This is a genomic window from Arthrobacter sp. E3, from assembly GCF_017353415.1.
GTDB lineage: Bacteria > Actinomycetota > Actinomycetes > Actinomycetales > Micrococcaceae > Specibacter.
In genome coordinates this window covers 70,703-93,529 of sequence record NZ_JAFMPX010000006.1, presented here as the reverse complement: position 1 = coordinate 93,529, position 22,827 = coordinate 70,703, and the positions used below count along the sequence as shown (strand labels likewise).

At 60.3% G+C, this 22,827-nt stretch carries 22 protein-coding genes; 3 read left to right on the top strand and 19 right to left on the bottom strand.

Annotated features, from left to right (window positions below):
• Window positions 1–2 precede the first annotated feature (2 nt).
• The 14 genes from JMA46_RS17585 to JMA46_RS04555 form a co-directional block, all read right to left on the bottom strand.
• Window positions 3–1,370 (bottom strand): alpha/beta hydrolase-fold protein, encoded by a 1,368-nt coding sequence (locus JMA46_RS17585; RefSeq protein ID WP_207344116.1) that lies wholly within the window; start codon window positions 1,368–1,370, stop codon window positions 3–5.
• A 123-nt stretch (window positions 1,371–1,493) separates the two neighbouring features.
• A complete protein-coding gene (locus tag JMA46_RS04615; protein WP_207344115.1) occupies window positions 1,494–1,925 on the bottom strand; it encodes a DUF2550 domain-containing protein in 432 nt (143 codons plus the stop codon).
• Window positions 1,926–1,936: 11 nt separating this feature from the next.
• Window positions 1,937–2,227: a F0F1 ATP synthase subunit epsilon gene (locus JMA46_RS04610; RefSeq protein WP_207344114.1), complete on the bottom strand. Its 291-nt coding sequence runs from the start codon at window positions 2,225–2,227 to the stop codon at window positions 1,937–1,939.
• A gap of 2 nt (window positions 2,228–2,229) precedes the next feature.
• Window positions 2,230–3,687 carry a F0F1 ATP synthase subunit beta gene (gene atpD, locus JMA46_RS04605; protein ID WP_207344113.1) on the bottom strand — a complete coding sequence of 486 codons (1,458 nt, stop codon included), beginning with the start codon at window positions 3,685–3,687 and terminating at the stop codon, window positions 2,230–2,232.
• Between the two features lie 51 nt (window positions 3,688–3,738).
• Window positions 3,739–4,632 carry a F0F1 ATP synthase subunit gamma gene (locus JMA46_RS04600; protein WP_207344112.1) on the bottom strand — a complete coding sequence of 298 codons (894 nt, stop codon included), beginning with the start codon at window positions 4,630–4,632 and terminating at the stop codon, window positions 3,739–3,741.
• Window positions 4,633–4,703: 71 nt separating this feature from the next.
• The gene (gene atpA / locus JMA46_RS04595; protein ID WP_207344111.1) at window positions 4,704–6,341 is read right to left on the bottom strand and encodes a F0F1 ATP synthase subunit alpha; all 1,638 of its coding nucleotides are present in this window, start codon (window positions 6,339–6,341) and stop codon (window positions 4,704–4,706) included.
• Between the two features lie 115 nt (window positions 6,342–6,456).
• A complete protein-coding gene (locus tag JMA46_RS04590; RefSeq protein ID WP_207344110.1) occupies window positions 6,457–7,272 on the bottom strand; it encodes a F0F1 ATP synthase subunit delta in 816 nt (271 codons plus the stop codon).
• A complete protein-coding gene (locus tag JMA46_RS04585) occupies window positions 7,272–7,826 on the bottom strand; it encodes a F0F1 ATP synthase subunit B (RefSeq protein WP_207344109.1) in 555 nt (184 codons plus the stop codon). The genes JMA46_RS04590 and JMA46_RS04585 overlap by 1 nt, the downstream gene beginning before the upstream one ends.
• Window positions 7,827–7,902: 76 nt before the next feature.
• Window positions 7,903–8,112, bottom strand: a complete 210-nt coding sequence (locus JMA46_RS04580; protein WP_207344108.1) for a F0F1 ATP synthase subunit C — start codon at window positions 8,110–8,112, stop codon at window positions 7,903–7,905.
• Window positions 8,113–8,207: 95 nt separating this feature from the next.
• Complete coding sequence (gene atpB / locus JMA46_RS04575; protein WP_247647046.1) at window positions 8,208–9,020, bottom strand: F0F1 ATP synthase subunit A; 813 nt, start codon at window positions 9,018–9,020, stop codon at window positions 8,208–8,210.
• A 94-nt stretch (window positions 9,021–9,114) separates the two neighbouring features.
• Entirely contained in the window at window positions 9,115–9,366 is a 252-nt protein-coding gene (locus tag JMA46_RS04570) for a hypothetical protein (RefSeq protein ID WP_207344107.1), read from the bottom strand.
• A complete protein-coding gene (locus JMA46_RS04565) occupies window positions 9,363–9,860 on the bottom strand; it encodes an ATP synthase subunit I (protein WP_207344106.1) in 498 nt (165 codons plus the stop codon). Before JMA46_RS04565 ends, JMA46_RS04570 begins: the two co-directional genes overlap by 4 nt.
• A gap of 119 nt (window positions 9,861–9,979) precedes the next feature.
• Window positions 9,980–11,059 carry a glycosyltransferase family 4 protein gene (locus JMA46_RS04560; protein WP_207344105.1) on the bottom strand — a complete coding sequence of 360 codons (1,080 nt, stop codon included), beginning with the start codon at window positions 11,057–11,059 and terminating at the stop codon, window positions 9,980–9,982.
• A complete protein-coding gene (locus tag JMA46_RS04555) occupies window positions 11,059–12,828 on the bottom strand; it encodes a nucleoside-diphosphate sugar epimerase/dehydratase (RefSeq protein WP_348770057.1) in 1,770 nt (589 codons plus the stop codon). The genes JMA46_RS04560 and JMA46_RS04555 overlap by 1 nt, the downstream gene beginning before the upstream one ends.
• 320 nt (window positions 12,829–13,148) lie before the next feature.
• Between JMA46_RS04555 and JMA46_RS04550 the strand changes: the two genes are divergently transcribed.
• From JMA46_RS04550 to JMA46_RS04540, 3 genes are read left to right on the top strand one after another with little or no spacing between them, the layout of a single operon-like run.
• Entirely contained in the window at window positions 13,149–14,048 is a 900-nt protein-coding gene (locus tag JMA46_RS04550) for a glycosyltransferase family 2 protein (protein ID WP_207344103.1), read from the top strand.
• Complete coding sequence (locus JMA46_RS04545; RefSeq protein ID WP_207344102.1) at window positions 14,045–15,043, top strand: glycosyltransferase; 999 nt, start codon at window positions 14,045–14,047, stop codon at window positions 15,041–15,043. Before JMA46_RS04550 ends, JMA46_RS04545 begins: the two co-directional genes overlap by 4 nt.
• Entirely contained in the window at window positions 15,033–16,019 is a 987-nt protein-coding gene (locus tag JMA46_RS04540) for an NAD-dependent epimerase/dehydratase family protein (protein ID WP_207344101.1), read from the top strand. The genes JMA46_RS04545 and JMA46_RS04540 overlap by 11 nt, the downstream gene beginning before the upstream one ends.
• A gap of 92 nt (window positions 16,020–16,111) precedes the next feature.
• Here the strand turns inward: JMA46_RS04540 and JMA46_RS04535 are convergent, their stop codons facing one another.
• From JMA46_RS04535 to thrB, 5 genes are all read right to left on the bottom strand, one after another.
• The gene (locus JMA46_RS04535; protein WP_207344100.1) at window positions 16,112–16,912 is read right to left on the bottom strand and encodes an L-threonylcarbamoyladenylate synthase; all 801 of its coding nucleotides are present in this window, start codon (window positions 16,910–16,912) and stop codon (window positions 16,112–16,114) included.
• 75 nt (window positions 16,913–16,987) lie between these two features.
• Window positions 16,988–17,881: a peptide chain release factor N(5)-glutamine methyltransferase gene (prmC, locus tag JMA46_RS04530; protein ID WP_247647045.1), complete on the bottom strand. Its 894-nt coding sequence runs from the start codon at window positions 17,879–17,881 to the stop codon at window positions 16,988–16,990.
• On the bottom strand, window positions 17,847–18,920 hold the full coding sequence (gene prfA, locus JMA46_RS04525; protein WP_207344099.1) for a peptide chain release factor 1: 1,074 nt from the start codon (window positions 18,918–18,920) through the stop codon (window positions 17,847–17,849). Before prfA ends, prmC begins: the two co-directional genes overlap by 35 nt.
• A 166-nt stretch (window positions 18,921–19,086) precedes the next feature.
• Window positions 19,087–21,483: a transcription termination factor Rho gene (gene rho, locus JMA46_RS04520; protein ID WP_207344098.1), complete on the bottom strand. Its 2,397-nt coding sequence runs from the start codon at window positions 21,481–21,483 to the stop codon at window positions 19,087–19,089.
• Window positions 21,484–21,822: 339 nt separating this feature from the next.
• On the bottom strand, window positions 21,823–22,815 hold the full coding sequence (gene thrB, locus JMA46_RS04515) for a homoserine kinase (RefSeq protein ID WP_247647044.1): 993 nt from the start codon (window positions 22,813–22,815) through the stop codon (window positions 21,823–21,825).
• Window positions 22,816–22,827: the final 12 nt, after the last annotated feature.

The following is a 22,827-nucleotide window of genomic DNA, read 5'->3' as shown; positions in this document are numbered from 1 at the left end:
TGTCATGGCAAGCCCAATCTGGGAAACATAAAGTTAAATCCCCGCGGCATTGCGGCACTGGCCACGGACCAGGAGTGCCCGCCCGGGAACTCCACGCTCTGCGTCGTCATGCCCGCTTTACGAGCCGCTTGCTGCAGGACTTTCACGTTGGCAGAATACGTTGCATCCCCGCTTCCAGAGGCAAACCAGCCATGAATGTGCGGGTATGATTTCTGCGCCAGCAACGTCAGTGGCACCAGCGCATCGAACGCAGCAGCATCGCCGTGGAATGCACGTTCCACCGTCACGGAACGCTTGCTGGCCAGAGCAGGTTCACGCTCAGGGGAGATGGCCATGAACGTCTCGAAGGTGTCGGGGTGGCGTGTGACCATTTGCAGGGAGCAGGTCCCGCCAAAGGAGAAGCCACCCACTGCCCAGTGCGCAGGGTTCGTGTCGGCATCCAGGTTCGTTTTAATCCAAGCCGGGACATCCGTGGCCATATACGTATCAGCGCGGCCCAGGCTTGTATCCATACACATGGTGTTGCCCTGTTCGCTGCCATTGGGGTCGGGGATTACCACCAGCGGAGCCAGGCCCTGATGGGCTGCCGCGTAGGCATTAAGGTCGGCCACCAGTGCTGTGGAACGCAACCAGGACTCTGGCGAACCAGGCTGACCGCTGACCAGAACAAGAACTGGAAGTACCGGTCGTGCGGCCGAATGGTAGGCAGGTGGCAAATACACAATTGCGTCACGTGCCTTGAAGCCCGACTTCTTCCCTGGAATGGGAACTGAGAGCACGGTGCCCTTCTCCGGCTGGCCTGCACGGGCATGCCATCGCTGCGAAACCGGGGTGATCATGAAGCGCTCGGCTGCCGCCAGCTGCTCAACTGGAGGCGGGGCGGTGGAAACCGCCGATGGAGGGGCCAGCAGGCTGCCCACCGTGGGAAACTCGCCGAAGGCGGCGTTGACCTGCAGCCCCGCCACGGCCAAAATCGCGGCAGCGGTTGGCACGGCGAGGAGGCGGCGGCGCCTGCTTGTGCGAGACCTGTTGCTCCGGCCCGTCTCTGCCCTGGAGCCCGAGGCCGGGCCGCCGCGGTGGCGCAATCCCGCCAGCGCCGTCGTGCCTCCCAATGACAGCGCCCACAGAATCAGCGCCACGTTCAGAAAGACGGCGGAGGGCAGGTCCTCCGGCCACCAGAACAGCACGTGGATGACAGCCCAGCTCGCTGCGTAGCTGATGAGCAGCGACGCAACGGCACTGACAGCGGCAAACAGCCACCACCGCCGCGAGCGGCGCACCAGCAGGTAGGCGAGCGACACGGCGCCCAACAGTCCGAACGTGATGGGCAGCGGCCCGTTGAGAAGGTTCAGGTCATGGATCCAGTTCACGCAGTTGCCGCACTCTTGGAAGGAAACCTTGGCGCGAAGCGGCCCGGGCACAGTGATAATAACGCTGCCCGCTGGGACTCAGCAGGGAACCGGCAGGGAGTCAGCCGGGCTGACCGGGGAGTGTCAACGCCAAGTGCCCACGCCGATGGGTGGGCCTGCCTCAAGCCAGGAGGAAAGCCCGGCATAGGCACCAAACTTCATGGCCAAGAGGACGTCACGGCCCTCATAGGTCAGCATCACGATGACCACACCGGGCGGAACACGGACCCGTTCAGCTTCCGTCGGCTCGCGTCGACCCACCAACTCGATCTTGCTCCGCCGCATGGTTTTCGTGGGCAAGGGGCTTAAGGAAAGGAGCCTGACCCATTCAAGGTCAGACTCCTGATAACGACAAACCCCCATGGCCCAGCGGTTGTTCGCTGTTGAAATGGAAGCATCCACCGTGCCCAGGGCGCGCCGCAACATCAGGCGGCGCACCCCGAACAAGCACAGTGCAATAACAACCAGCAGGAAAGCACCTGCAAGCACGATGAACGGCACATTGAGATCGTTCATCAAAATAACTTCTAGCTAATCCCAGCGCCAGACGTTGCGCCGTCCTTCAACTGCGCATTGTCAGCAACGATCACGACGCGGTTGCTGTCAACCGAGAAGAAGCCACCGTCCACTTCAACAAAGAAGCGGGATCCGTCCACGGGGGCAATCTCCAGCAAGCCCGGCGCCAAAACCGCGAGCAACGGGGTGTGACCGGGCAGAATGCCGATCTCACCCTCGCTGGTGAAACCCTTGACAAGGGTCGCTGCACCGGACCAAACAAAATGGTCCGCCGCTACGATTTCAACTTCGAGGTTAGCCATGCTTACTTCGTCGATTCCTGGATCTTGGCCCACTGGCGCTCAACATCATCCAAGCCACCAATGTTGAAGAACGCCTGCTCGGCAATGTGGTCCACGTCGCCGTCGCAGATCGCATTGAAGCCCTCAATGGTGTCCGCGATGGAAACCGTTGAACCGTCGAGGCCGGTGAACTGCTTGGCCGTGTAGGTATTCTGCGACAGGAACTGCTGGATGCGGCGAGCACGCGACACAACGACCTTGTCCTCTTCAGCAAGTTCGTCGATGCCGAGAATGGCGATGATGTCCTGCAGTTCCTTGTTCTTCTGCAGGATCTGCTTCACACGCACAGCGGTGTCGTAGTGCGCCTGACCGACGTACTGCGGGTCGAGGATGCGTGAGGTGGACGTCAACGGATCGATGGCCGGGTAAAGGCCACGTGAAGCGATTTCACGGGAAAGTTCCGTGGTCGCATCCAAGTGGGCGAAGGTCGCTGCCGGGGCCGGGTCGGTGTAGTCATCAGCAGGTACATAGACGGCCTGCATCGAGGTGATCGAGTGACCCTTGGTCGAGGTGATGCGCTCCTGGAGGAGACCCATCTCATCGGCGAGGTTGGGCTGGTAACCCACGGCTGAAGGCATACGGCCCAACAGTGTGGAAACCTCGGAACCGGCCTGTGTGAAACGGAAGATGTTGTCGATGAAGAGCAACACGTCCTGGTTCTGCACGTCGCGGAAGTACTCTGCCATGGTCAAAGCTGACAAGGCAACGCGCAGACGCGTTCCCGGCGGCTCATCCATCTGGCCGAAGACTAGTGCGGTGTCCTTGAGAACACCGGCCTCTTCCATTTCAACCCAAAGGTCGTTACCTTCACGGGTACGCTCGCCAACACCGGCGAATACCGAGGTACCACCGAAGTTGCGGGCCACACGGGTGATCATTTCCTGAATCAGCACCGTCTTGCCCACACCGGCGCCACCGAACAGGCCGATCTTTCCACCCTTGATGTAGGGGGTCAGCAAGTCAATGGACTTGATACCGGTCTCGAGCATCTCCGTGGAGCCCTCAAGGCTGGCAAATGCCGGGGGTTTGCGGTGGATCGACCAGCGCTCTGAGTAGTCCAGTTCCGCTTCCGTCACGTCGAGGGGCTGGCCCAGAACGTTGAAGATGTGGCCCTTGACGCCATCGCCCACAGGTACGGTGATGGGTGCACCGAGGTCCTGCACGGCAGTGCCGCGGACAAGTCCGTCGGTTGCCTGCAGCGAGATGGCACGGACCAGGCCGTCACCGAGGTGCTGGCTGGTTTCGAAGGTGATGGTTTTGGTCTCACCGTTGAGGGTTACCTCGGTGGTGAGTGCATTGTACATGGCGGGAAGGCCGTCAGCCGGGAATTCGACGTCGACAACCGGGCCGATAACGCGCGCGATGCGACCTACGGCACCGACCTTCGCTGCGGTTCCCTGCTCGTTGAGTTGGGCAGTCATCTCTCTCACTTCACTTGTGTGGATGGCATTGAATAAGTATGAATTGGGCTGCTAAGAGGCATTGAGAGCGTCAGCGCCCGCAACAATCTCGGAGAGCTCCTGCGTAATTTCAGCCTGCCGGGCATTATTACGAAGACGCGTGTACTTCTTGATCAAATCGTTGGCGTTGTCCCCTGCCGACTTCATGGCCCGCTGGCGTGCAGCGAGCTCAGAAGCAGCGGCCTGCAACAGAGCGGCAAAGATGCGTGCTTCGATGTACCGCGGCAGCAGGGCGTCCAGGACGTCCTCAGGCTTCGGCTCGAAGTCATACAGCGGAAGCAGATCGGATGAAGATTCAACTTCTTCCTCAACAACTTCCAGCGGCAGCAGACGAATGACAGCAGGCTCCTGGACAACCATCGACTTGAACTGGGTGTATACAACGTGGATTTCATCCACGCCGCCCTCGTCAAAGTCGGTTGCAAAATCCGCCAGCAAAGTCTTCCGAAGTTCACGTGCAGTTTCAAATTCCGGCGCGTCAGTTCCACCGGTCCATACCTTCGCGTAATCGCGGCCGCGGAAATCAAAGTACGCCTGCGCCTTGCGGCCGACCAAGTAGGTCGTGACGTCTTTTCCTTCTCCGTGCAGCAATTCAATAAGGTGCTCTGCCTGCTTCAAAACGCTGGCGGAGTAGGCTCCGGCGAGACCACGGTCGGAAGTCATCACCAATACTGCAGCCCGACGGATGTTATCCGGTTCGGTTGTCAGCGGGTGGTTGACCTCGGACTGAGACGCGACGGCAGAAACGGCACGGGTGATCGCATTGGAGTACGGCAAGGATGCCGCGACACGCTGGCGTGCCTTTCCAATACGGGACGTAGCGATCAGTTCCATCGCCTTGAAGATCTTTTGCATCGACGTGGTCGAGGCGATCTTCTGGCGGTAGACCCGAATCTGGGCTCCCATGTTTGTCCTTTCCTTATCCTTGTTCGGGTTGTTGGCCCTTTACGGGCCAACAACCCGTCTCAGGGATGGTGTCAGCGTTTCTGCTTGACGATCTTTTCCTGGTCAACATCTTCAGCGGCAAGCGCGTCGAATTCTTCGTGTCCGGCGCCAACCAAACGGTCATCGCCTTCCGCGAAGAAGCCCTGCTTGAAGTCAACAATGTTGGTCTTCAGCGCTTCCACGGTCGAGTCTTCGAGCTTGTTGGTTTCAGCCAGTGTGGTCAGAACCGACGTGCGCATGCGCAAGTGCTCAAGGAACTCGGTCTCAAAGCGGCGAACGTCTTCTACCGGGACGTTGTCCAGGTAGCCGTTGGTGCCCATCCAGATTGAAACAACCTGGTTCTCGACCGGGAAAGGAGCGTACTGTCCCTGCTTGAGCAGTTCCATCAATCGTGCACCACGGGTCAGCTGCTGCTTGGAGGCGGCATCGAGGTCCGAGGCAAACATGGCAAAAGCCTGCATGTCGCGGTACTGGGCCAATTCCAGCTTCAAGGTACCGGCAACCTTCTTCATGGACTTGACCTGCGCAGCACCACCAACACGGGAAACCGAGACACCGACATCAACGGCGGGGCGCTGGTTGGCGTTGAAGAGGTCCGACTGCAAGAAGATCTGGCCGTCAGTGATGGAGATGACGTTGGTCGGAATGAACGCTGAGACGTCATTGGCTTTGGTTTCAATGATCGGCAGACCAGTCATTGAACCAGCACCGAGTTCGTCGGAGAGCTTCGCACAACGTTCCAGCAGGCGCGAGTGCAAGTAGAACACGTCACCGGGGTATGCCTCGCGGCCCGGCGGGCGGCGCAGCAGCAATGAAACGGCACGGTATGCTTCAGCCTGCTTGGACAGGTCATCAAACACGATCAAAACGTGCTTGCCACCGTACATCCAGTGCTGGCCGATGGCCGAACCTGCGTAGGGAGCCAGGTACTTGAAGCCAGCCGGGTCAGACGCCGGGGAAGCCACAATGGTGGTGTATTCCAATGCGCCGTGATCTGCCAAAGTCTGGCGGACGGCAGCAATGGTGGATGCCTTCTGGCCGATTGCCACGTACACGCAACGAACCTGCTTTTTGACATCCCCTGAAGCCCAGTTGGCCTTCTGGTTGATGATGGCATCCACGGCCAGGGCGGTCTTGCCCGTTTGGCGGTCACCAATGATCAGCTGACGCTGGCCGCGGCCGATCGGGATCATGGCGTCGATGGCCTTCATACCGGTCTGCAGCGGTTCGTGAACCGACTTGCGTTCGGTGACGCCCGGGGCCTGGGTTTCCAGGGCACGGCGGCCTTCGGCTTCGATCTCGCCCAGGTCGTCAATCGGCTGACCCAGCGGGTCAACGACACGGCCAAGGAAGTTGTCGCCCACCGGCACGGAGAGGATCTCCCCTGTGCGGTGAACCTGCTGGCCCTCAGCGATGCCGCCGAAGTCGCCAAGGACAACCACACCGATCTCGCGAGTGTCCAGGTTCTGGGCCAAGCCCAGTGTGCCATCTTCGAAACGAAGAAGTTCGTTGGCCATGACGGAGGGAAGACCCTCCACCTTGGCAATGCCGTCACTCGCCGCCGTGACGCGGCCAACCTCGACGCGCTCCGCGTTGCCCGGTTCATAGGACGCTGCGAACTCATTCAAGGCATTGCGGACGTCGTCGGCATTGATGGTCAAGTCGGCCATCTGCAGTCCCTGCTCTCCTAAGTTGTGGTGCCGTACGCACTAAGTGTGTGCGGCAACCGAAATGTTTGATTCAGTCTGTTGTGGACTGGCGGGTAAGGAAACGTTAAGTGTTTCCCTACACTGCCAACCGGCGGCGAAGATCGGACAGCCGGGTGGCGGCGGTTGCGTCAACAACCTCGTCTCCCACAACTACCTTGATTCCGCCAACTAATGTCGGGTCAATGCTGACATTGATCTTCAATTCGCGACCATAGAGATTGTTCAGGCCGGCCTGCAGGCGGGTGAGTTGCTCTGCGCTCAGTTCACGAGTGACACTGACGTAGGCAATCCAGCGCTGCTGGCGTTTGGCAACCAACTCCACGAAACGTTGCACCAAGGCCGTGGGTTTGAGCCCACGGGGGGCTGCAACGGCTTGGCGGACCAACAGTGCGCCGACTTCACTCGCTCCGGGAACAACCTTCTGCGCCAAAGCGCCCTTGGCTGCTGCCGACGCCTGTGGATCGTCGAAAGCACGCTGGAGATCGTGGCTGGATCCAACAACCCGGATAAACGCGAAGAGTTCTTCTTCAAGCTTGTCCAGGTTGGCGGAGCCGCCACCTTGACCTTCAGCAACTGCGATGGCCGATGTTGCTGCCAAAACTTCCAGTGCATCGCCCAGGTCACGTGCCGAGCCCCATCGCCCGGCAACCAACTCCAAGAAAATAGCCTGTGCCTGCGCACTGACCTTTCCCGTCAGTAGCTGGCTCGCCAAGACTGCCTTGGCCGCACTCTCGCGAGTGGGATCGGTCAGAGCACGGCGCAGCCCGGCGTTGCTGTCCAGAAGCTCCAAGATGGAAAAGAGGTCCCGGGCCAATGCGGTCGTCGCTGTTGCGAGCTTGGGTTCCAACGACACCAATGCCGCTTCCAATGACTTGCTCGATACACCTGCCATTACTTCGTTACACCCGCGTTCGCCTGGTTTTCCAGATCTGCCAGGAAGCGGTCAACGACGCGGTTGGAACGCGCATCGTTGTCGAGGGCTTCGCCCACGATTTTGCTTGCCAGCGATGTTGCCAAAGTGCCAACCTCGTTGCGGAGGGAGTTCACTGCGGCTACGCGCTCGGCTTCGATCTGAACCTGCGCCTGTGCGGTGATGCGCGCAGATTCCTCTGCAGCCTTCGCCTTCAGGTCGGCCAGGATGTTTGCGCCTTCTGAACGGGCGGCCTCGCGGATGCCATTGGCTTCCGTGCGGGCGTCCATCAGTTGCGCCTTGTACTGCTCCAAGAGGGCATTAGCTTCGGCCTGAGCCTCTTCTGCCTTCTCGATCCCACCCTCGATGGCTTCAACACGATCCGTGTATGACTTCTCGAAGGTTGGTGCGACGAATTTCTTCACCACAAAGAGCAGGACAGCGAAAGCGACAGCCGTGACTAGAATTTCCCACCAGTTGGGAATCAGCGGGTTCGCACCCTCACTAGCAGCGAGGATTACTTCTGCGGTAATCATTTCTCACTTATCCTTAATCTGATATTTGTCCGTGAACATTTCAGCCCCGCAGGGCGGAGCCAAGAAAGTCCTTGGACTAGACGCCGACGACGAAGGCGAAGACCAGGGCCAGGATGGCCAGTGCTTCTGCAAGGGCGAAGCCAAGCAGGGCGATGGGCTGCAGGATGCGCTGGGCTTCCGGCTGACGTGCCACACCGTTGATGTATGCAGCAAAGATCATGCCCACGCCAATTGCCGAGCCGATTGTTGCCAGGCCGTAGCCAATCATATTAAGGGAGCCGTGCATTATTTCGTTCCTTTCAAGATACCGGCGTTGTGCCGGCAGGTTGTGAGGTGGTTCTTTTGTGGAGAAAAATTGTGGGTGTTGCGGGGAACAGCTGTTTAGTGCGCGTCAGCTTCCAGGCTGCCCTGGATGTAGATCGCGGTCAGCAGCGTGAACACAAATGCCTGCAGGACCATGATCAACAGTTCCAAGCCGTACATGGCCACGGAACCGGCAATCACTGCGACGCCGGTGGCGTTGAGCAAAATGCTGTCCTGTTCCGTGATCAAGTACGCGGCACCACTGCCTGCCAGTGCCACGATCATGTGGCCGGCCAGCATTGTTGCCATCAGACGCAAGGAGTGCGTCAGCGGGCGAACAATGAAGTTGGAGATGATTTCCAAGGGCACAAGCAGCGGAAGGATCCAGCCGGGCACGCCCGTTGGAACTACTGCCAGCTTGAAGTAGCGGATGCCGTACTTCTTTACGCCCACTGAAATCCACGTGAAGTAGATGATCAAGGCAATGGCATATGCGCTGCCTGCGTGGGAGAAGGAGGGAAGCTGCAGGAACGGAATAGCACCAAAGAGGTTGTTCAACAGCACAAACAGGAATACCGAGAACAGCAGCGGCACCCACGGGCGGAAATTCTTCTCACCCATGATGTCGCGGCCAACGGTGTTGCGGGCGAAGGCATAGAAGCCTTCCGCAAAGAACTGGACCCGGCCTGGAACCAGTTTCGGATTTCGGATAGCGGCCTTGAAGAACCAGACGATCAAAATCACCGACAAGATGATCATGACCATCTGCTTGCCAAACCCAGTGCCGTAGTCGGCCATCCAGGGGAAGATGTCTGGGAGGTGGGTGTCGCTAATCGTCGGTGGAACGAAGCCACCGTCATTCGAGGCCATCGGAAGCGCAAACGCGGTCAACGCGCTGTCCTCTCTGCAGTTTCGGTCATAGGGCAAGTGTGGCGGCCCATCAAGAGATGGTCAGCACCGTGAGAAAGTCTGATGGTGGAGATCATTACTGCGCCGCATCATCAGGGCGACTGTGCCGTTGATGGTGCCGGGCCAGAAAATACCCGCTAACCGCCCCAACGGGCAGGGAGGCGAACAGAATCCAACCAGAATGCAACAAATTATCCAGTCCCCACCCTATCAAACCCCAGAGCAGGATTCCGCCAATAATGTATGTGTAGTCCAGCTTTCCGGCATTGGCCTTGGGCGGTACCACCACATGATCGGGCTGGTTGGCGTCGGGCGACTTGTTCGTCATGGGGAAGTATCCTTCGGCTTCTTCCCGTCACTGGGTTCGGCGGGATCGTCAAACAGCAGGAAACGCTGTTTGCTGAAAATGACCACTTCGGTGCCCTGCCATACAAGGACACAAACCACCGCACCAGCCAGAAACCACGGCTTGTTAAGCCAAGGCGGTGTGCCAAGCGCGAAAAGCACGGCGGCAAAGCCCACCACTTTCACAAAATAGGTCATGAAAAAGATGGAGATGACTGCACGTGGCTTTCGCTTGCTGAAAATATGTCCAACCAGCAAGCTCAGCCCGAAGAATGCCATGACGAGCAGGGAACCAAACAATACGCTGAGCACACCGTCGGCATTCGTGAAAACGAATGCCAACACCGCCAAGATGACAACGGCAATGCCGTCAACCAGAAGACACTTTTTAAGGATGTTCCAGCTGGGACTGGCAGAGGGACCCGCGGCGGCCACATGGCCGGGCGCAGCACCGGGGTGGGTGCTTTTGTCCTTCATGGGAACTCCGTCATCTTAGGAGGCCGGTCTCATGCTGAGGCCGGAGGAGGTGAACGTCACCACAGGGAATTCTACACGAGATAGAAGTTCATGTTTACGCTCAGCCAAGAAGCATTGCATTAGCTCTGCTGCTCCTGCGCAGTTCCGCTAGTGGATTCGCCCGCGCCAGTCATCAGGCCCCGCTTGCGCAGAAAGCCTTGAAACAGCGTTGGAGTGCGCAAATAGATTAGTACCACGGCGAATCCCACTGCCGTGGCCACTATCTGGATGACCTCTCCACCTTGGACGGCAACGATGCCCAGCAGGCTCACCACAAGGGTCGCCACACACACCACTGCCGTGGCTTGCACATGGCTCAGACCCACGATCACCAAGCGCTGGTACACGTGCTGACGGTGGGCCACGTACCAACGCTCACCAGCCAGGAGCCTGCGCAGGAACGTCACAAACGTGTCTGTGAGGTAAATCAGCACGGGTGAGAAGATGTACTCCACCGGCACTCCCACCAAGAACGCGGACATGGCCGTGACGGAGATTGAAGCTCCCAGCAAATAACTGCCCACATCCCCCAGGAACACTCGGTTGCGGCTCAAGTTCCACGGCAGGAAGCCGGCAAAGGCCAGCGCAATGGCAATTCCTGCGTAAACCAGCCACGCATGCCCGGTGATCAGCCCGGCATAGGCGTAAAAGCCGCCGACCAGCAGTCCGTGCGTGCCTGAAATGCCATTGATGCCGTCCATGAAGTTGGCAACATTGACGTAGGCTGCCACAGCCAGCGCTCCTACGGGAATCAGCCACAACTGTTGTTGGCCCGGGTCAATGATGGCCACTGAAGCCGTCGCCAGCGCGCCGATCAGGAGCTGCACACCTGCCCGCACCTTCACCGACAGTCCGCGAATGTCCTCCAGCCAGCCGATCGTGGAAGCGGCAAGTACGACGGCGAGAATCACCACCAGCGTCAGAACCCCATGCAGTGCCGTTCCCGACTGGGGCAAAAAGATGGCTACCGCCACGGCAGCGCTGATGGCAACCGCCGTCGTAATTCCCATGCCGCGGATGGTGGGGACGGTGTGGGAGGACCGTGCGTTGGGGACATCGAGAACCCCGGCACGGGCCAGCAACGGTCGCACCACCAGGGGCAGTGACAGGGCCAGGACAAGCGCCACAGCGCCTACGGTGAGTTGTGCCCAGAGTTCCATCAGGCGCCTGCCGCGACGTCGCCGTCGGATTCATCGATGGAAGGGGCATTGGGCCCGGCCTCATCGCGGCACCGTTGCAGCCACAGGTCCAGGTTCAGCTCTGCCGGGCTCAGTGGCCGGGCGTGCGTGTGGGAAATTTTGGCATGGCCGTCGGAGGCCTGGATTTCGTCTTCGCCGGTGAGCTGTTCGTGCAGCTTCTCGGACGGGCGCAGGCCAGTGATCTTAATCTCAATATCCTTGCCGGACATGGCGATCATGCGCTCGGCAACATCCATGATGCGCACGGGCTCACCCATGTCCAGGATCAGGACGTCACCGCCGTGGCCAATGGCGCCGGCCTGGATGACGAGTTGGCAGGCTTCGGGAATGGTCATGAAGAAACGCGTCACGTCGGGGTGGGTCACAGTGACCGGTCCGCCGTGGTTGATCTGGTCGGTGAACAGCGGAAGCATGGAGCCGCGGCTGCCAATGACATTGCCAAAGCGAACTGAGACGTAGCGCCTGCCCGTCTCCCCCGCCATCCAGGACGTCAGTTTTTCAGCCGCCCGCTTGGAGTGGCCCAGGGCAGTGGTGGGGCTGGCTGCCTTGTCTGTGGAGACGTTGACAAAGGTCTCTACGTCAACGCTGCGTGCGGCCTGCAGCACGTTCAGGGAGCCGACCACGTTGGTCTTCCACCCTTCCTGGGGGTACATCTGCAGCAGCGGTGCGTGTTTGAGGGCGGCGGCGTGGAAAACGACTTCCGGGCGGTGCGAGGCAAAGACCTGGTGCAGCGCCTGCGCATCCCTGATGTCCGCCAGCACAATGTTCGCGTCATCCAGCAGGCCGTGGCCCACGATGGAAAGTTGTGTGTGCTGAAGCCCGGATTCATCGCGGTCAAGCATGATGAGTTGAGCCGGGTCGAAACCGTGCAACTGGCGGCACAGCTCGGATCCGATCGAGCCGCCGGCACCTGTGACGAGCACCCGCTTGTCCCGCACATAGCCCGCTATTTCCTCGACTTGGGTCTCCACAGGTGTGCGGCCGATGAGGTCCGCGACGTCAATTTCGCGGAAGTCGGTCAAGCCGCCCGTTATGCCCCGGTTTTTGTCCGGGCTGAGCATTTCCTGCAGCGGTGGCAGCACCAGCACCTTCACGCCCAGGCCGGAAACGCTGTCTGAAATCTCGCGGATCCGCTTGGCGCTGAGGTGGGCAATGGCCAGGACCAGCACGGTGGACTTGGTGCGCTTGATGATGTCGGTGAGTTCATCTCCGCCACCCAGCACGCCCACGGAGCTGAGCCGGAGGTGCTTCTTGGAGTAGTCGTCGTCGATCAAGCCCATGGGAACATACGGGGACTCCGGGTCCTGAACCATGCGGGTCACCAGGGAATTTCCCAGGAAACCGGCACCGTAGATCAACGTTTTTTGGGCTTCTTCACCAAATATCGGCTTGCCCTCAACGTAGAGCCGCTTGGCGTAGCGCATGGCCGCCATGGTCAAGGCAGCAAAGGGAAAAGCTATGACAGCAACGGAGCGGGCAACATGGAGCTCATTGATGAAAATGGACAGGAAAATACTCGTCGCAACGCCCACCACCAGCGTCACGGCAATCAGGACGCGTGCTTCCTGGATGCTGCCGAACGTGTAGCGCCCCCGGTACAAGGCCATGTACCAGCCAGCAATCAACTGGGTGGCAATCGCCACGACCAGTAGCAAGACCAGCCCAGCGAAGTTGATGAGATGGACATCAAGCTCGTAACGCAGCAGCACCGCCAGGGACAGGGCCACCACCCACGCCAGTGAATCAAGAATCGCTTGTGACCAAAGCCATAGCCGAGGTTTGCGCTCATTGTCCCCAGAAGTGCTTGACAATTTTCGCTCTGGCGGCGTGCTGATGGTATTCAACGTAATTCGTATTTCCGTATTCTGCCAAGTGATTGCCCGCTAAGGCTCCGGTGTCCACGGCACAACAATCCGCTGTGGGGTGGCTGTACTAAAGTGGGGGCTACACATGAATAGTAATCCTTATTATCGGGATTACCCGCTGTTTAGCCGTGCCGGATGCCACAATACTGCTGGCAATACCGTGGGCAGCTCCCGAGAGGACCTCCTTGACTGATACCGTAGCCGTCGCTGCCGTCACCTTTGACCGCCCCGAGGATGTACGCACTTTGTTGGGGGCTCTGTCGCAGCAAACCCACGCCCCGCACGCCGTTGCCCTGGTGGATTCCGGGCAGGAATCCGTGGCGGCCATTGCCGCTGAAGCCCCGCTGGACGTGAGCTACGTGCGCTCTTTGGCCAACTTGGGCGGTGCCGGCGGCTTCTCGTTGGCCATCTTGAACGCCATCGCGTCCGGTGCGCAGTGGGTGTGGATCATGGACGACGACGCACATCCCGAGGATCCCGCCTGCCTGGCCACGCTGTTGGAGGCCGCCAAGGAACACCAGCTCGATGTTGTGGTGCCGTTGATTGTGGCCCCCGGCTCCCCCGAAAAGCTGTCCTTCCCGTTCCGCATTGGCGGTCACCTCACGCATGAGCGCAGTGTGGTGGAGCCGCTGGGTTTCATTGACAATGTGGGGCAGTTCTTTAACGGTGCACTGATCCGCAGCGATGTCTTCTTCAAGGTGGGACTGCCGGATCTCCGCCTTTTCATCCGCGGCGACGAAACAGACTTCATGCTTCGCCTGCGTGAGGCCAAGGTTAAGTTTGGCACCGTGACCTCGGTAGCCCTGACCCACCCGGCTGGTTGGGCCGAAGTGCAGGAAGTGCTCGGCGACCGTCTGCACGTCCTCGTTCCGGAGACGCCCTTCAAGCGTTTTTACTACTACCGCAACCGCGGCTACCTCACGCGCAAACACCGCCGCGTGCGCTCCCTGGTGGCAGACGCCGTCGGCTATCCCCTGTACTTCCTAAAAAAGGGAGACGTCAAGGGCCTGGCCAAGTGGGCCGACACCTACGGGGCGGGCCTGCGCGGGGCAAAGTTTGGGCCCATGAAGGATCAGAAGTTTTGAGTTTGCAACGGCGCGGGCGGTTCTTCATCGTCATCACCACTTACAACCGCGCCGGCTACCTGCGCGAGCTCATGCAGTCCGTTGCCGCGTTGGACCCTGCCCCCGACGGCGTCATTGTGGTCAACAATGCCAGCACCGACTCGACCCCAGCCGTGATTGGCCGCGCCCGGGAGCAGCTGGCCGCCCTCCCTGTCCCCGTCCCTGTCATTGAGCACGAGCTGGCGAAGAATTCCGGTGGTGCGGGAGGCTTCTGCTCCGGCGTTGAACGCGCCTTGGCGGAAGGCGCCCAATGGATGTGGCTGATGGACGACGACGTCACGGCCGTTCCCGGGGCAATCGGCGCCTTTGGCCCCTGGATGGACAAATACGACGCACTCGTTGGCCGACGTTACGATGCAGCAGGCCAGCCGTTCTACTGGCAAAATAAGTTCAGCACTTTTCTTGGCTTCCCCATGCCGGTGCGCGGGGATGTTTTTGCCCATTCCAATGAATTTGCCACGAATGTGGGCTGTTTTGAGGGCATGTTGCTGCATGAGGACGCCGTCCGTGCAGTTGGATTGCCGGATCCGCGTTTCTTCCTGAACTGGGACGACACCACTTACGGCTGGCTCGTTTCACTGCAGCGGCCTGTTCGCTACGTGAATGAGTTTGTGTTGCACAAGGCCCGGTCACAGCGCAGCGTTGACTTGGGCATCCGGCACCTCAACGACTCCTCAGACCTCAGCCGCTACTACGTCATGCGCAACCGTGGCCTGCTGGTCCACTACCTGCGCATTCACGGCAAGTTCAACGCCGTAGGTTTTGCCTTGGGCACGGCGTTGACTGCGACCAAGGAACTTTTGCGGCTCGCGGGTGTGGAACGAACGTTGCGGGGCACTGGCCGGCTCCTGGCAGGCTGGCGTGAGTCCCGCCGCATCATGGCAGCCACCGACTTTGAGCCCATGCCCCCACTTGGCCGCGGCCCCTGCAGGCAGGAACCCACTGATGGGAACTGACGACCGGGCACGCGGGTTATGGGTTGTGCTGGGCGCCTCCGGATTTGTGGGCAGCGCAGTGGTGGCCGAGCTCAGGTGCCGCGGCATTGAGGTTCTGCCCCTGGCGGCGCCGCGGTTGCGCAGCACGGCTTCGAGCGCACACGCACTGTTGGAAGAATCCAGGGCGGGATCCCCAGCCCGGGGAAGCGGCGGTCTCTTGGAGGCCTTCTCGGGTGCCGACGTCGTTGTCAATGCGGCTGGTCTGGCCACCCCCGGAGGGGCCGAGTCGGCTGATTTGACTGGTGCCAATGCCCTGCTGCCAGCCGTGGTGGCTTGGACAGCCCACAGCGCCGGGGTTCGGCGCGTCGTCCACCTCAGCAGTGCCTCAGTGCAGGGACACCGCCGGGTCATTGATGAAAGCTCCGACCGGGCACCATTTTCACCCTACTCCCGCTCCAAGGCCTTGGGTGAGGAAGTCCTTGAACTTTTGGCCGCCGATTCCTTGTGGGCTGATTCCAACCCACCCAGCTTGCTGACCGTCCGGGCCACCTCGGTGCAGGGGCCCAACCGCCCCACCACCTTGGCCCTGGCCAAGATTGCCGGGTCCCCGCTGGCTTCGGTGGCCTCACCAGGAAGCGCAGCCACACCCGTTAGTTCCATTAACGCCCTCGCGTGGTTTGTCGCGGAGGCAGGGCTGCATGCGTCGGAGGTGCCTGCATGCGTCCTGCAACCATGGGAGGGCCTGTCGGTCACCGAGGTGCTGGCTGCCGCCGGCGGACACACCCCGCACAAACTCCCCGGGTGGCTATGCCACACCGTCTTAAGCGGCGGATATTTGGTGTCGCGGCTGTTGGGGGAAAGGCTGCATGGACCCATACGCAGAGTTGAACTGATGTGGTTTGGCCAGGCCCAGGCTCCGGGCTGGGCCGAATCCGAAGGCCTGTTGCCCGCCGCCGCAGTGCGCACTGTCCTCGAACAAGCACGCAGCAGCAGCTAACCGCCCTGCCTTCGGCGACTCATCGCCAGTGGCGTGGTCGGCATGCGACACCGGCTCCAGTTACTCGGCGAGCCAATTGTTCGGCGAACCGGTTATTCGGTGGCGTCGTGCTTCACCAAGTCAACGGCAGTCTCGGCGCCGGCAGGTTCTTCCGCAGCCGGCTCTTCCTTGACCAAGTCAAGGGCAGGCTCGGCTTTTGCCAGGCTCGGCGGGGACCACATTTCGGGTTCCATATCCGCGCCCAAGGCGCTGGGTACGATCCGCTGAATATCGGCCAGCGAGATGGCGCCTTCACGCACCACGCGAAGACGCAGTCCTGTGGCGTCGACAATAGTGGAGGGTTCCGGCTCGGTGCCTTCCAGGGGTCGAAAGCCGCCTTCCAGATACACTTCAACGGATTCGGCCAGTTGTTCACGGGCACCTGAAGCAGTTTGTGCTGCCGGCTGCCCGGTGCGGTTGGCGCTGGAAACCGCCAATGGTCCGGTCAGGGTCAACAGATCCAGGGCCAGCTGGTCGTCGGGAACACGCAGTCCTACAGTCCCCTGCGTCTCACCGAGATCCCAGGTCAGGGACGGCTGGGAATGGAAAATGATGGTCAGCGGGCCCGGCCAGTACTTTTCCGCAAGCTTTCGCGCGTCATCTGGAATGTCCGTGGCCAGACCTTCCATGGTGCCGATGCGCGGGATCAGCACGGGGGGCGGCATGTTACGGCCGCGGCCCTTGGCTGCCAGCAATGTGGCAACTGCCCGCGGTGAGAACGCATCGGCCGCAATGCCGTAGACAGTGTCGGTTGGCATGACGATAAGCTGCTTGGCGTCAATGGCCTTTTTAGCCTCGGCCAAGCCCTCGACGCGCTGGGCTTCATTGGTGCAGTTATAAGACGTGGTACTCACGAGTTCATTCTTTCATCACTGCGCCCATGGTGTTGAACGCTTTTGGCTTGGCTAAGAAATATAGGTGCAACTTTTCTAGCACCGGATGCCGCTGGTGGCCCGTTCCCGTCCGGTGAGGTCACGATGAGTGCGGATCGTCTCCCAATGTCCGGTGCCTTGCAGGAGTTCTGCCATTTGTGCTGCCTGCACTTCGGCGTGTTCCATGACAAAGAATCCGCCCGGGCGCAGCAGCCTAGCGGCTGTGGCAGTGGCCGCCTTCGGTATTTCCATGCCGTCCGCTCCCCCGCCGTACAGCGCCATATGCGGATCATGCAGCGCCACTTCCACGTCTCGTGGAATGGCGTCTGATGGAATGTACGGCGGGTTTGAGACCACTACGTCGACCGTGCCATCCAACTCTGAAAAGGCATCACGCATGTCCCCTTGGATAAGAACCACACCGGTGCCGGCAAGGTTCTTGGCAGCCCACGGGTAGGCATCCTCGCTGAGTTCCACCGCATAAACCCGGCAGTTTGGAACTTCCGTGGCCATGGCTGCTGCGATGGCTCCGGAGCCTGTGCCAAGATCGGCGGCCACAACCGTCGCCCCTTCCCCCCGCTGCTGGTGCAGCTGTGTTAAAACGTCAATTCCCAGCTGAACCACGCTCTCTGTTTCCGGCCTGGGTACAAAAACACCCTTGCCCACAGCCAGCTCAAGGTGCCGGAAATAAGCCACACCAGTGATGTGCTGCAACGGTTCACGAGAGGCACGCCGTGCCACCACGTCCGCATAACCATTTGGTGCTACAGCTGTACCAAATAACATGGCAGCAAGTTCGCCACGGCTTACGCCCAGCAGGTGGGCGGCCAAAAGCTGTGCATCCACAGCTGGTGATGGAACTCCAGCAGCAGCAAGTTCTGCTGTGGCATCCCGCACCGCATCAGCCAGCGGCATGTCAGTCACCCAGCGCATCGAGACGTGTCTGTTCATCCATTTCAATGGCAGATTGCACTACGGGCTCAAGGTCGCCGTTCATCACAGCATCAAGGTTGTACGCCTTGTAACCGGTGCGGTGGTCAGCAATCCTGTTTTCTGGGTAGTTGTACGTCCGGATCCGTTCGGAACGGTCCATGGTGCGGATCTGTGACTTGCGCACGGCAGAGTTCTCCGCGTCCACAATGGCCTGCTGGTGAGCAAGGATGCGGGCACGCAACACACGCATGCCTGCTTCACGGTTCTGCAACTGCGACTTTTCGTTCTGCATGGCCACCACGATGCCCGTGGGAAGGTGGGTGATTCGCACAGCGGAGTCGGTGGTATTCACAGACTGTCCACCCGGACCGGAGGAACGGTAAACGTCGATCTTGAGGTCGTTCTGGCTGATCTCCACTTCTTCGGGCTCATCCACTTCAGGCAGGACCAGTACTCCGGCAGCCGAAGTGTGGATGCGTCCCTGCGACTCCGTCGCCGGCACGCGCTGCACACGGTGCACCCCGCCTTCAAACTTCAGCCGTGCAAACACACCTTCGGCTGGATCGTTGGAGCGGCCCTTCACTGCAATGGAAATATCCTTGTAGCCGCCCAAATCCGATTCCGTGGCGGAGATGACTTCAGTTTTCCAACCACGCGAGTCGGCATAGCGGGTGTACATTCGCACCAAGTCTGCAGCAAAGAGCGCGGCCTCGTCACCGCCTTCACCAGCCTTGACCTCAAGGATCACGTCACGGGCGTCATCGGGATCTCGCGGGATCAACAAACGGCGCAACTTTTCCTGTGCGGCGGCCAACTGTTCTTCCAGCACCGGCACCTCGGCAGCAAAATCGGCGTCTTCAGTTGCCATTTCACGGGCTGCTTCAAGGTCGTCGCCGAGCGACTCCACCTGATGGTAGCCCTCCACCACGTTGCTCAATTCCGCATAACGGCGACCAAGCTTGCGAGCCAACCCTTGGTCGGCATGCACCTCCGGCTCGCTGAGGCGCATCTGCAATTCTGCGTGCTCATCAAGGAGCCCGTGGATGGATTCAAACATTTCAAAACCTCTCTCGACGTATGTCAAGTCTAATTACTTCATAGTTCCCGCGGCTGCCCGAGGGTTAACGCACTAATCCGCCAAGTAGTGAGGGGGCCGGGAGCGGCTTCGGGCGTCCGCGAAGCGGGCGGGCCCCCTCACTACGAAGGCGGATTAGTGTCAACAGCTATTTGTCGTGCTCAGCCTTGGACCCCAGAGTGGTCTTCTGGATTTGCATGAGGAACTCGACGTTGGAGCCTGTCTCCCGGAGCTTGGAGGTGAGCAACTCAAGGGACTGCTGCATTTCCAGACCGGAGAGGACGCGGCGCAGGCGCCACATGATCTTGACCTCGTCGGGTGAAAGCAGGTTTTCCTCGCGCCGGGTGCCGGAGCCGTTGACGTCAACAGCCGGGAAGATGCGCTTGTCCGCCAGCTGGCGGGACAGGCGGAGCTCCATGTTGCCGGTGCCCTTGAACTCCTCAAAGATGACCTCATCAGCCTTGGAACCGGTTTCCACCAGTGCCGTGGCCAAAATGGTCAGCGAGCCGCCGTTTTCGATGTTGCGTGCAGCACCGAAGAAACGCTTGGGCGGGTAGAGGGCTGCCGAATCGACACCACCGGAGAGAATACGTCCGGATGACGGTGCGGAGTTGTTGTAGGCACGGCCCAATCGGGTCATGGAGTCCAACAGCACAACAACGTCCATGCCCATTTCCACCAGACGCTTGGCGCGTTCAATGGACAGTTCAGCAACCTGGGTATGGTCGTCTGCGGGGCGGTCGAAGGTTGAGGCAATAACCTCACCCTTGACGGTGCGCTGCATGTCGGTGACTTCTTCAGGGCGTTCGTCAACAAGGACCATCATGAGGTGAACCTCAGGGTTGTTGATCGTGATTGCGTTGGCAATCGCCTGCAGGATCAACGTCTTGCCAGCCTTGGGCGGGGAAACGATCAAGCCGCGCTGGCCCTTGCCGATCGGTGCCACCAAGTCGATGACACGGGTGCCAATGACCTTGGGGTCGGTTTCCAGACGCAGGCGCTCCGAGGGGTAGAGCGGCACCAATTTGGCGAACTCAATACGGTTTTTGAGGTCATCCGGGTTCTTGCCATTGACGCTCGTGACGCGAACAAGGGCGTTGAACTTCTGGCGTGCGCTCTGTGCCTGGCTGCGGTCTTCGCCTTCGCGGGGTGCACGGATGGCACCTACGACGGCGTCGCCCTTGCGCAGGTTGTACTTCTTCACCTGGGCAAGTGAAACGTAAACATCGTTGGAACCAGGCAGGTAGCCGGAGGTGCGTACAAACGCGTAGTTCTCCAAGATGTCCAGGATGCCGGCCACGGGCAACAGTACGTCGTCCTCGGTCAGCTCCGTGTCATCAAAGTCCGGGCCCTGGCTGCGGCCGCGGCGGCGTTCATTGCGGTCCCTGAAACGGTCAGTGCGATCGTTGCGGTTGGTATTTGTGCTGCGGTCGTTGCGGTCATTCGACTCGTTTCCGCTGCGGTCACGACGGTTGCGGCGGTTGCGGTTGTTGCGCGAACCATCGTCGTCATTGCGATCGTCGTGGCTGCGGTCGCTGCCTGAGCGATCAGTGTTTGAGCGGTCAGTGTTTGAACGATCCGTGTTTGAACGATCCGTGTTCGAGCGGTCGTTATTAGAGCGGTCAGTGTTTGAACGGTCATTGCTGTTGCGCTCGTTGCCACGCTGGTTGCGCTGGTTGTTGCTGCGCTGGTTGCGTTGGTTGTTGCCATCAGCGTTGTCGCCCTGGTTTGCCGCACCCTGACCGGATGAAGACTGCCCGGCTGAAGACTGCTCGGACGAGGACGGCTCGGAGGAGGACTGGGCAGCTTCGCTCGACTCTGCCGGGGCAGATTCGTTGTTCGAAGCACCACCTGTTGCAGCATCCTGCTGGCGCCCGCCGCCTTGAGCACGACGGTTCCGGGTGCGGCTCTGGCGGCGGTTGTCGCCGTCGTTCTCCCCGGTGGAAGCGTTGTCGCTCGACTCGATGACAACCGTTGAATCCTGCGCGGCTGCTTGAGTGCCGGACTCCTGCGCAGCAGTGCCGGACTCCTGCGCAGCAGTGCCTGCTCCGGTGGTGATGACACCGTCGCTGCTGCCGGCGCGGCGGCTGCGGCCACGGCCGCGAGCCGGGCGTTCACCGGCAGTGCCGGTTTCTGTGGTCGCTGCGCCGTCACTGGACTTTACCTCGTTCGAGGTAGCTGCGTTCGAAGTGGCATCGCCGGACTCGGCTACGGTCTTACTTGCTGCACCCCTGCGGGAGTTGCTGCGCGCGGCGGGAGCTGAATCGCTGTCAGCAGGCTTCTCAGCAGCGGGCTCGGCGGTCTTGGCCGCTGAGCGAGCCGGGCGGTCTGCCACGGAAGAGCCCCGCTGATGGGCGGAAATTGCGTCAACAAGGTCACCCTTGCGCATCCTGGAGCCGCCGGTGATGCCCAGCTGGCCGGCCAGAACCTGCAACTGCGCCAATTTCAATCCGGCCAGGCCGGCTGATTTGGCAGGTGCCGACTTTGCTGTGGTGTCCACATCAGCTGCTTGGGAATCAGCGGCTGAAATTACGGTTTCGGTCACGAAGGATCCTTCCCCCTCGATGGCGGGCCCAATAATTGGGGCCGCGATGATTAGTGTCAGACTCCCCAAGTGCAGCCGCACTGGCTGGCCAAGGGAAATATCTGAGGTTCCCTTCCCTGATGCCACCCGAAGGAGCGCAAGGAATGGTGTAATTCACTCTTTGAATCTTTTCTCACATGGGAATGATCCGAGGATCAATGCGGCGGCTGCCCTTCATTGATCCAGCAGTCACTGTGCAAGCAAGATGGCACGGACCGCAAGAGCGGCATCAAGAGTTCTATAAGCATTGAACATATCCAACGGCCACGCCTGCGCGGGTCAGTGGAAAGTGTTTACAAGCTACGGATGCACTTCTACTTTAGCACCTTCAAGGTCCAGTTGCAGCCGCAAAACCCGCCAAGACACGCCGTGTTCTGCACCTCTTTGTACGTTTGCTTGTGCATTTGTCCGTGCATTTGCATCCAGATCAGTGATGCGCTGAACAATCGTGTCTGCTTCAGCGCCGCCATTGGCCAGCACCATAACGGTGGGCCCCGCACCGGAAATGAAGGCGGCAAAGCCTTCAGCACGCAGCCCGGCAACCAGGGCCGCACTTTCGGGCATGGCTGCTGCACGGTAGTCCTGGTGCAGATAGTCGCGCGTACCGGCCAGCAGCAGGGAGGGATCCGCCGTCAAAGCGTGCATCAGCAGTGCGGCACGGCCTGAGTTCGCGGCCGCATCTGCGTGTGGCACCGTGGCTGGGAGCATACCGCGGGCACGTTCGGTTTTCAATTCAACATCGGGAATGGCCACCACCGGAACAACCACGTCCGACGGCGTGACCTTGGCACTGGCGTAGCCCTCGCCTTCCTGCCATGAGACGGCTACCGCGCCAAAGATGGCCGGGGCCACGTTGTCCGGATGGCCTTCCAGCTCGGAGGCGAGTTGCAGGACCCAGGCCAGATCCTGCCTGTCTGCAGTATCAACCAAAGCGTTGGCGGCCATGATGGCCGCGACGATGGCTGACGCCGAGGAGCCCAGGCCGCGGCCGTGTGGGAGCACGTTGACGGCGGCAACGCGCAATCCCCCACGGATGTAGCCCAGTCGTGCCAAGGCAAGGTCAAGGGTCTTCACCACCAGGTGGCTGGCATCCCGGGGAAGCTCCGCCACACCTTCCCCACTCAGGTCGAACTCCAGTTCCAGCGTGTCCAACGTGGTGATGCTCAACGTGTCGTAGAGCGAGACCGCCAGGCCCAGGGAATCAAATCCCGGGCCAAGGTTGGCGCTGGTGCCGGGGACGCGCACTGTGGCGGTGACCCCGGCAAGGGGTGTTTTCAAAAGCGGGGATGTCATGGTGGACCCTGT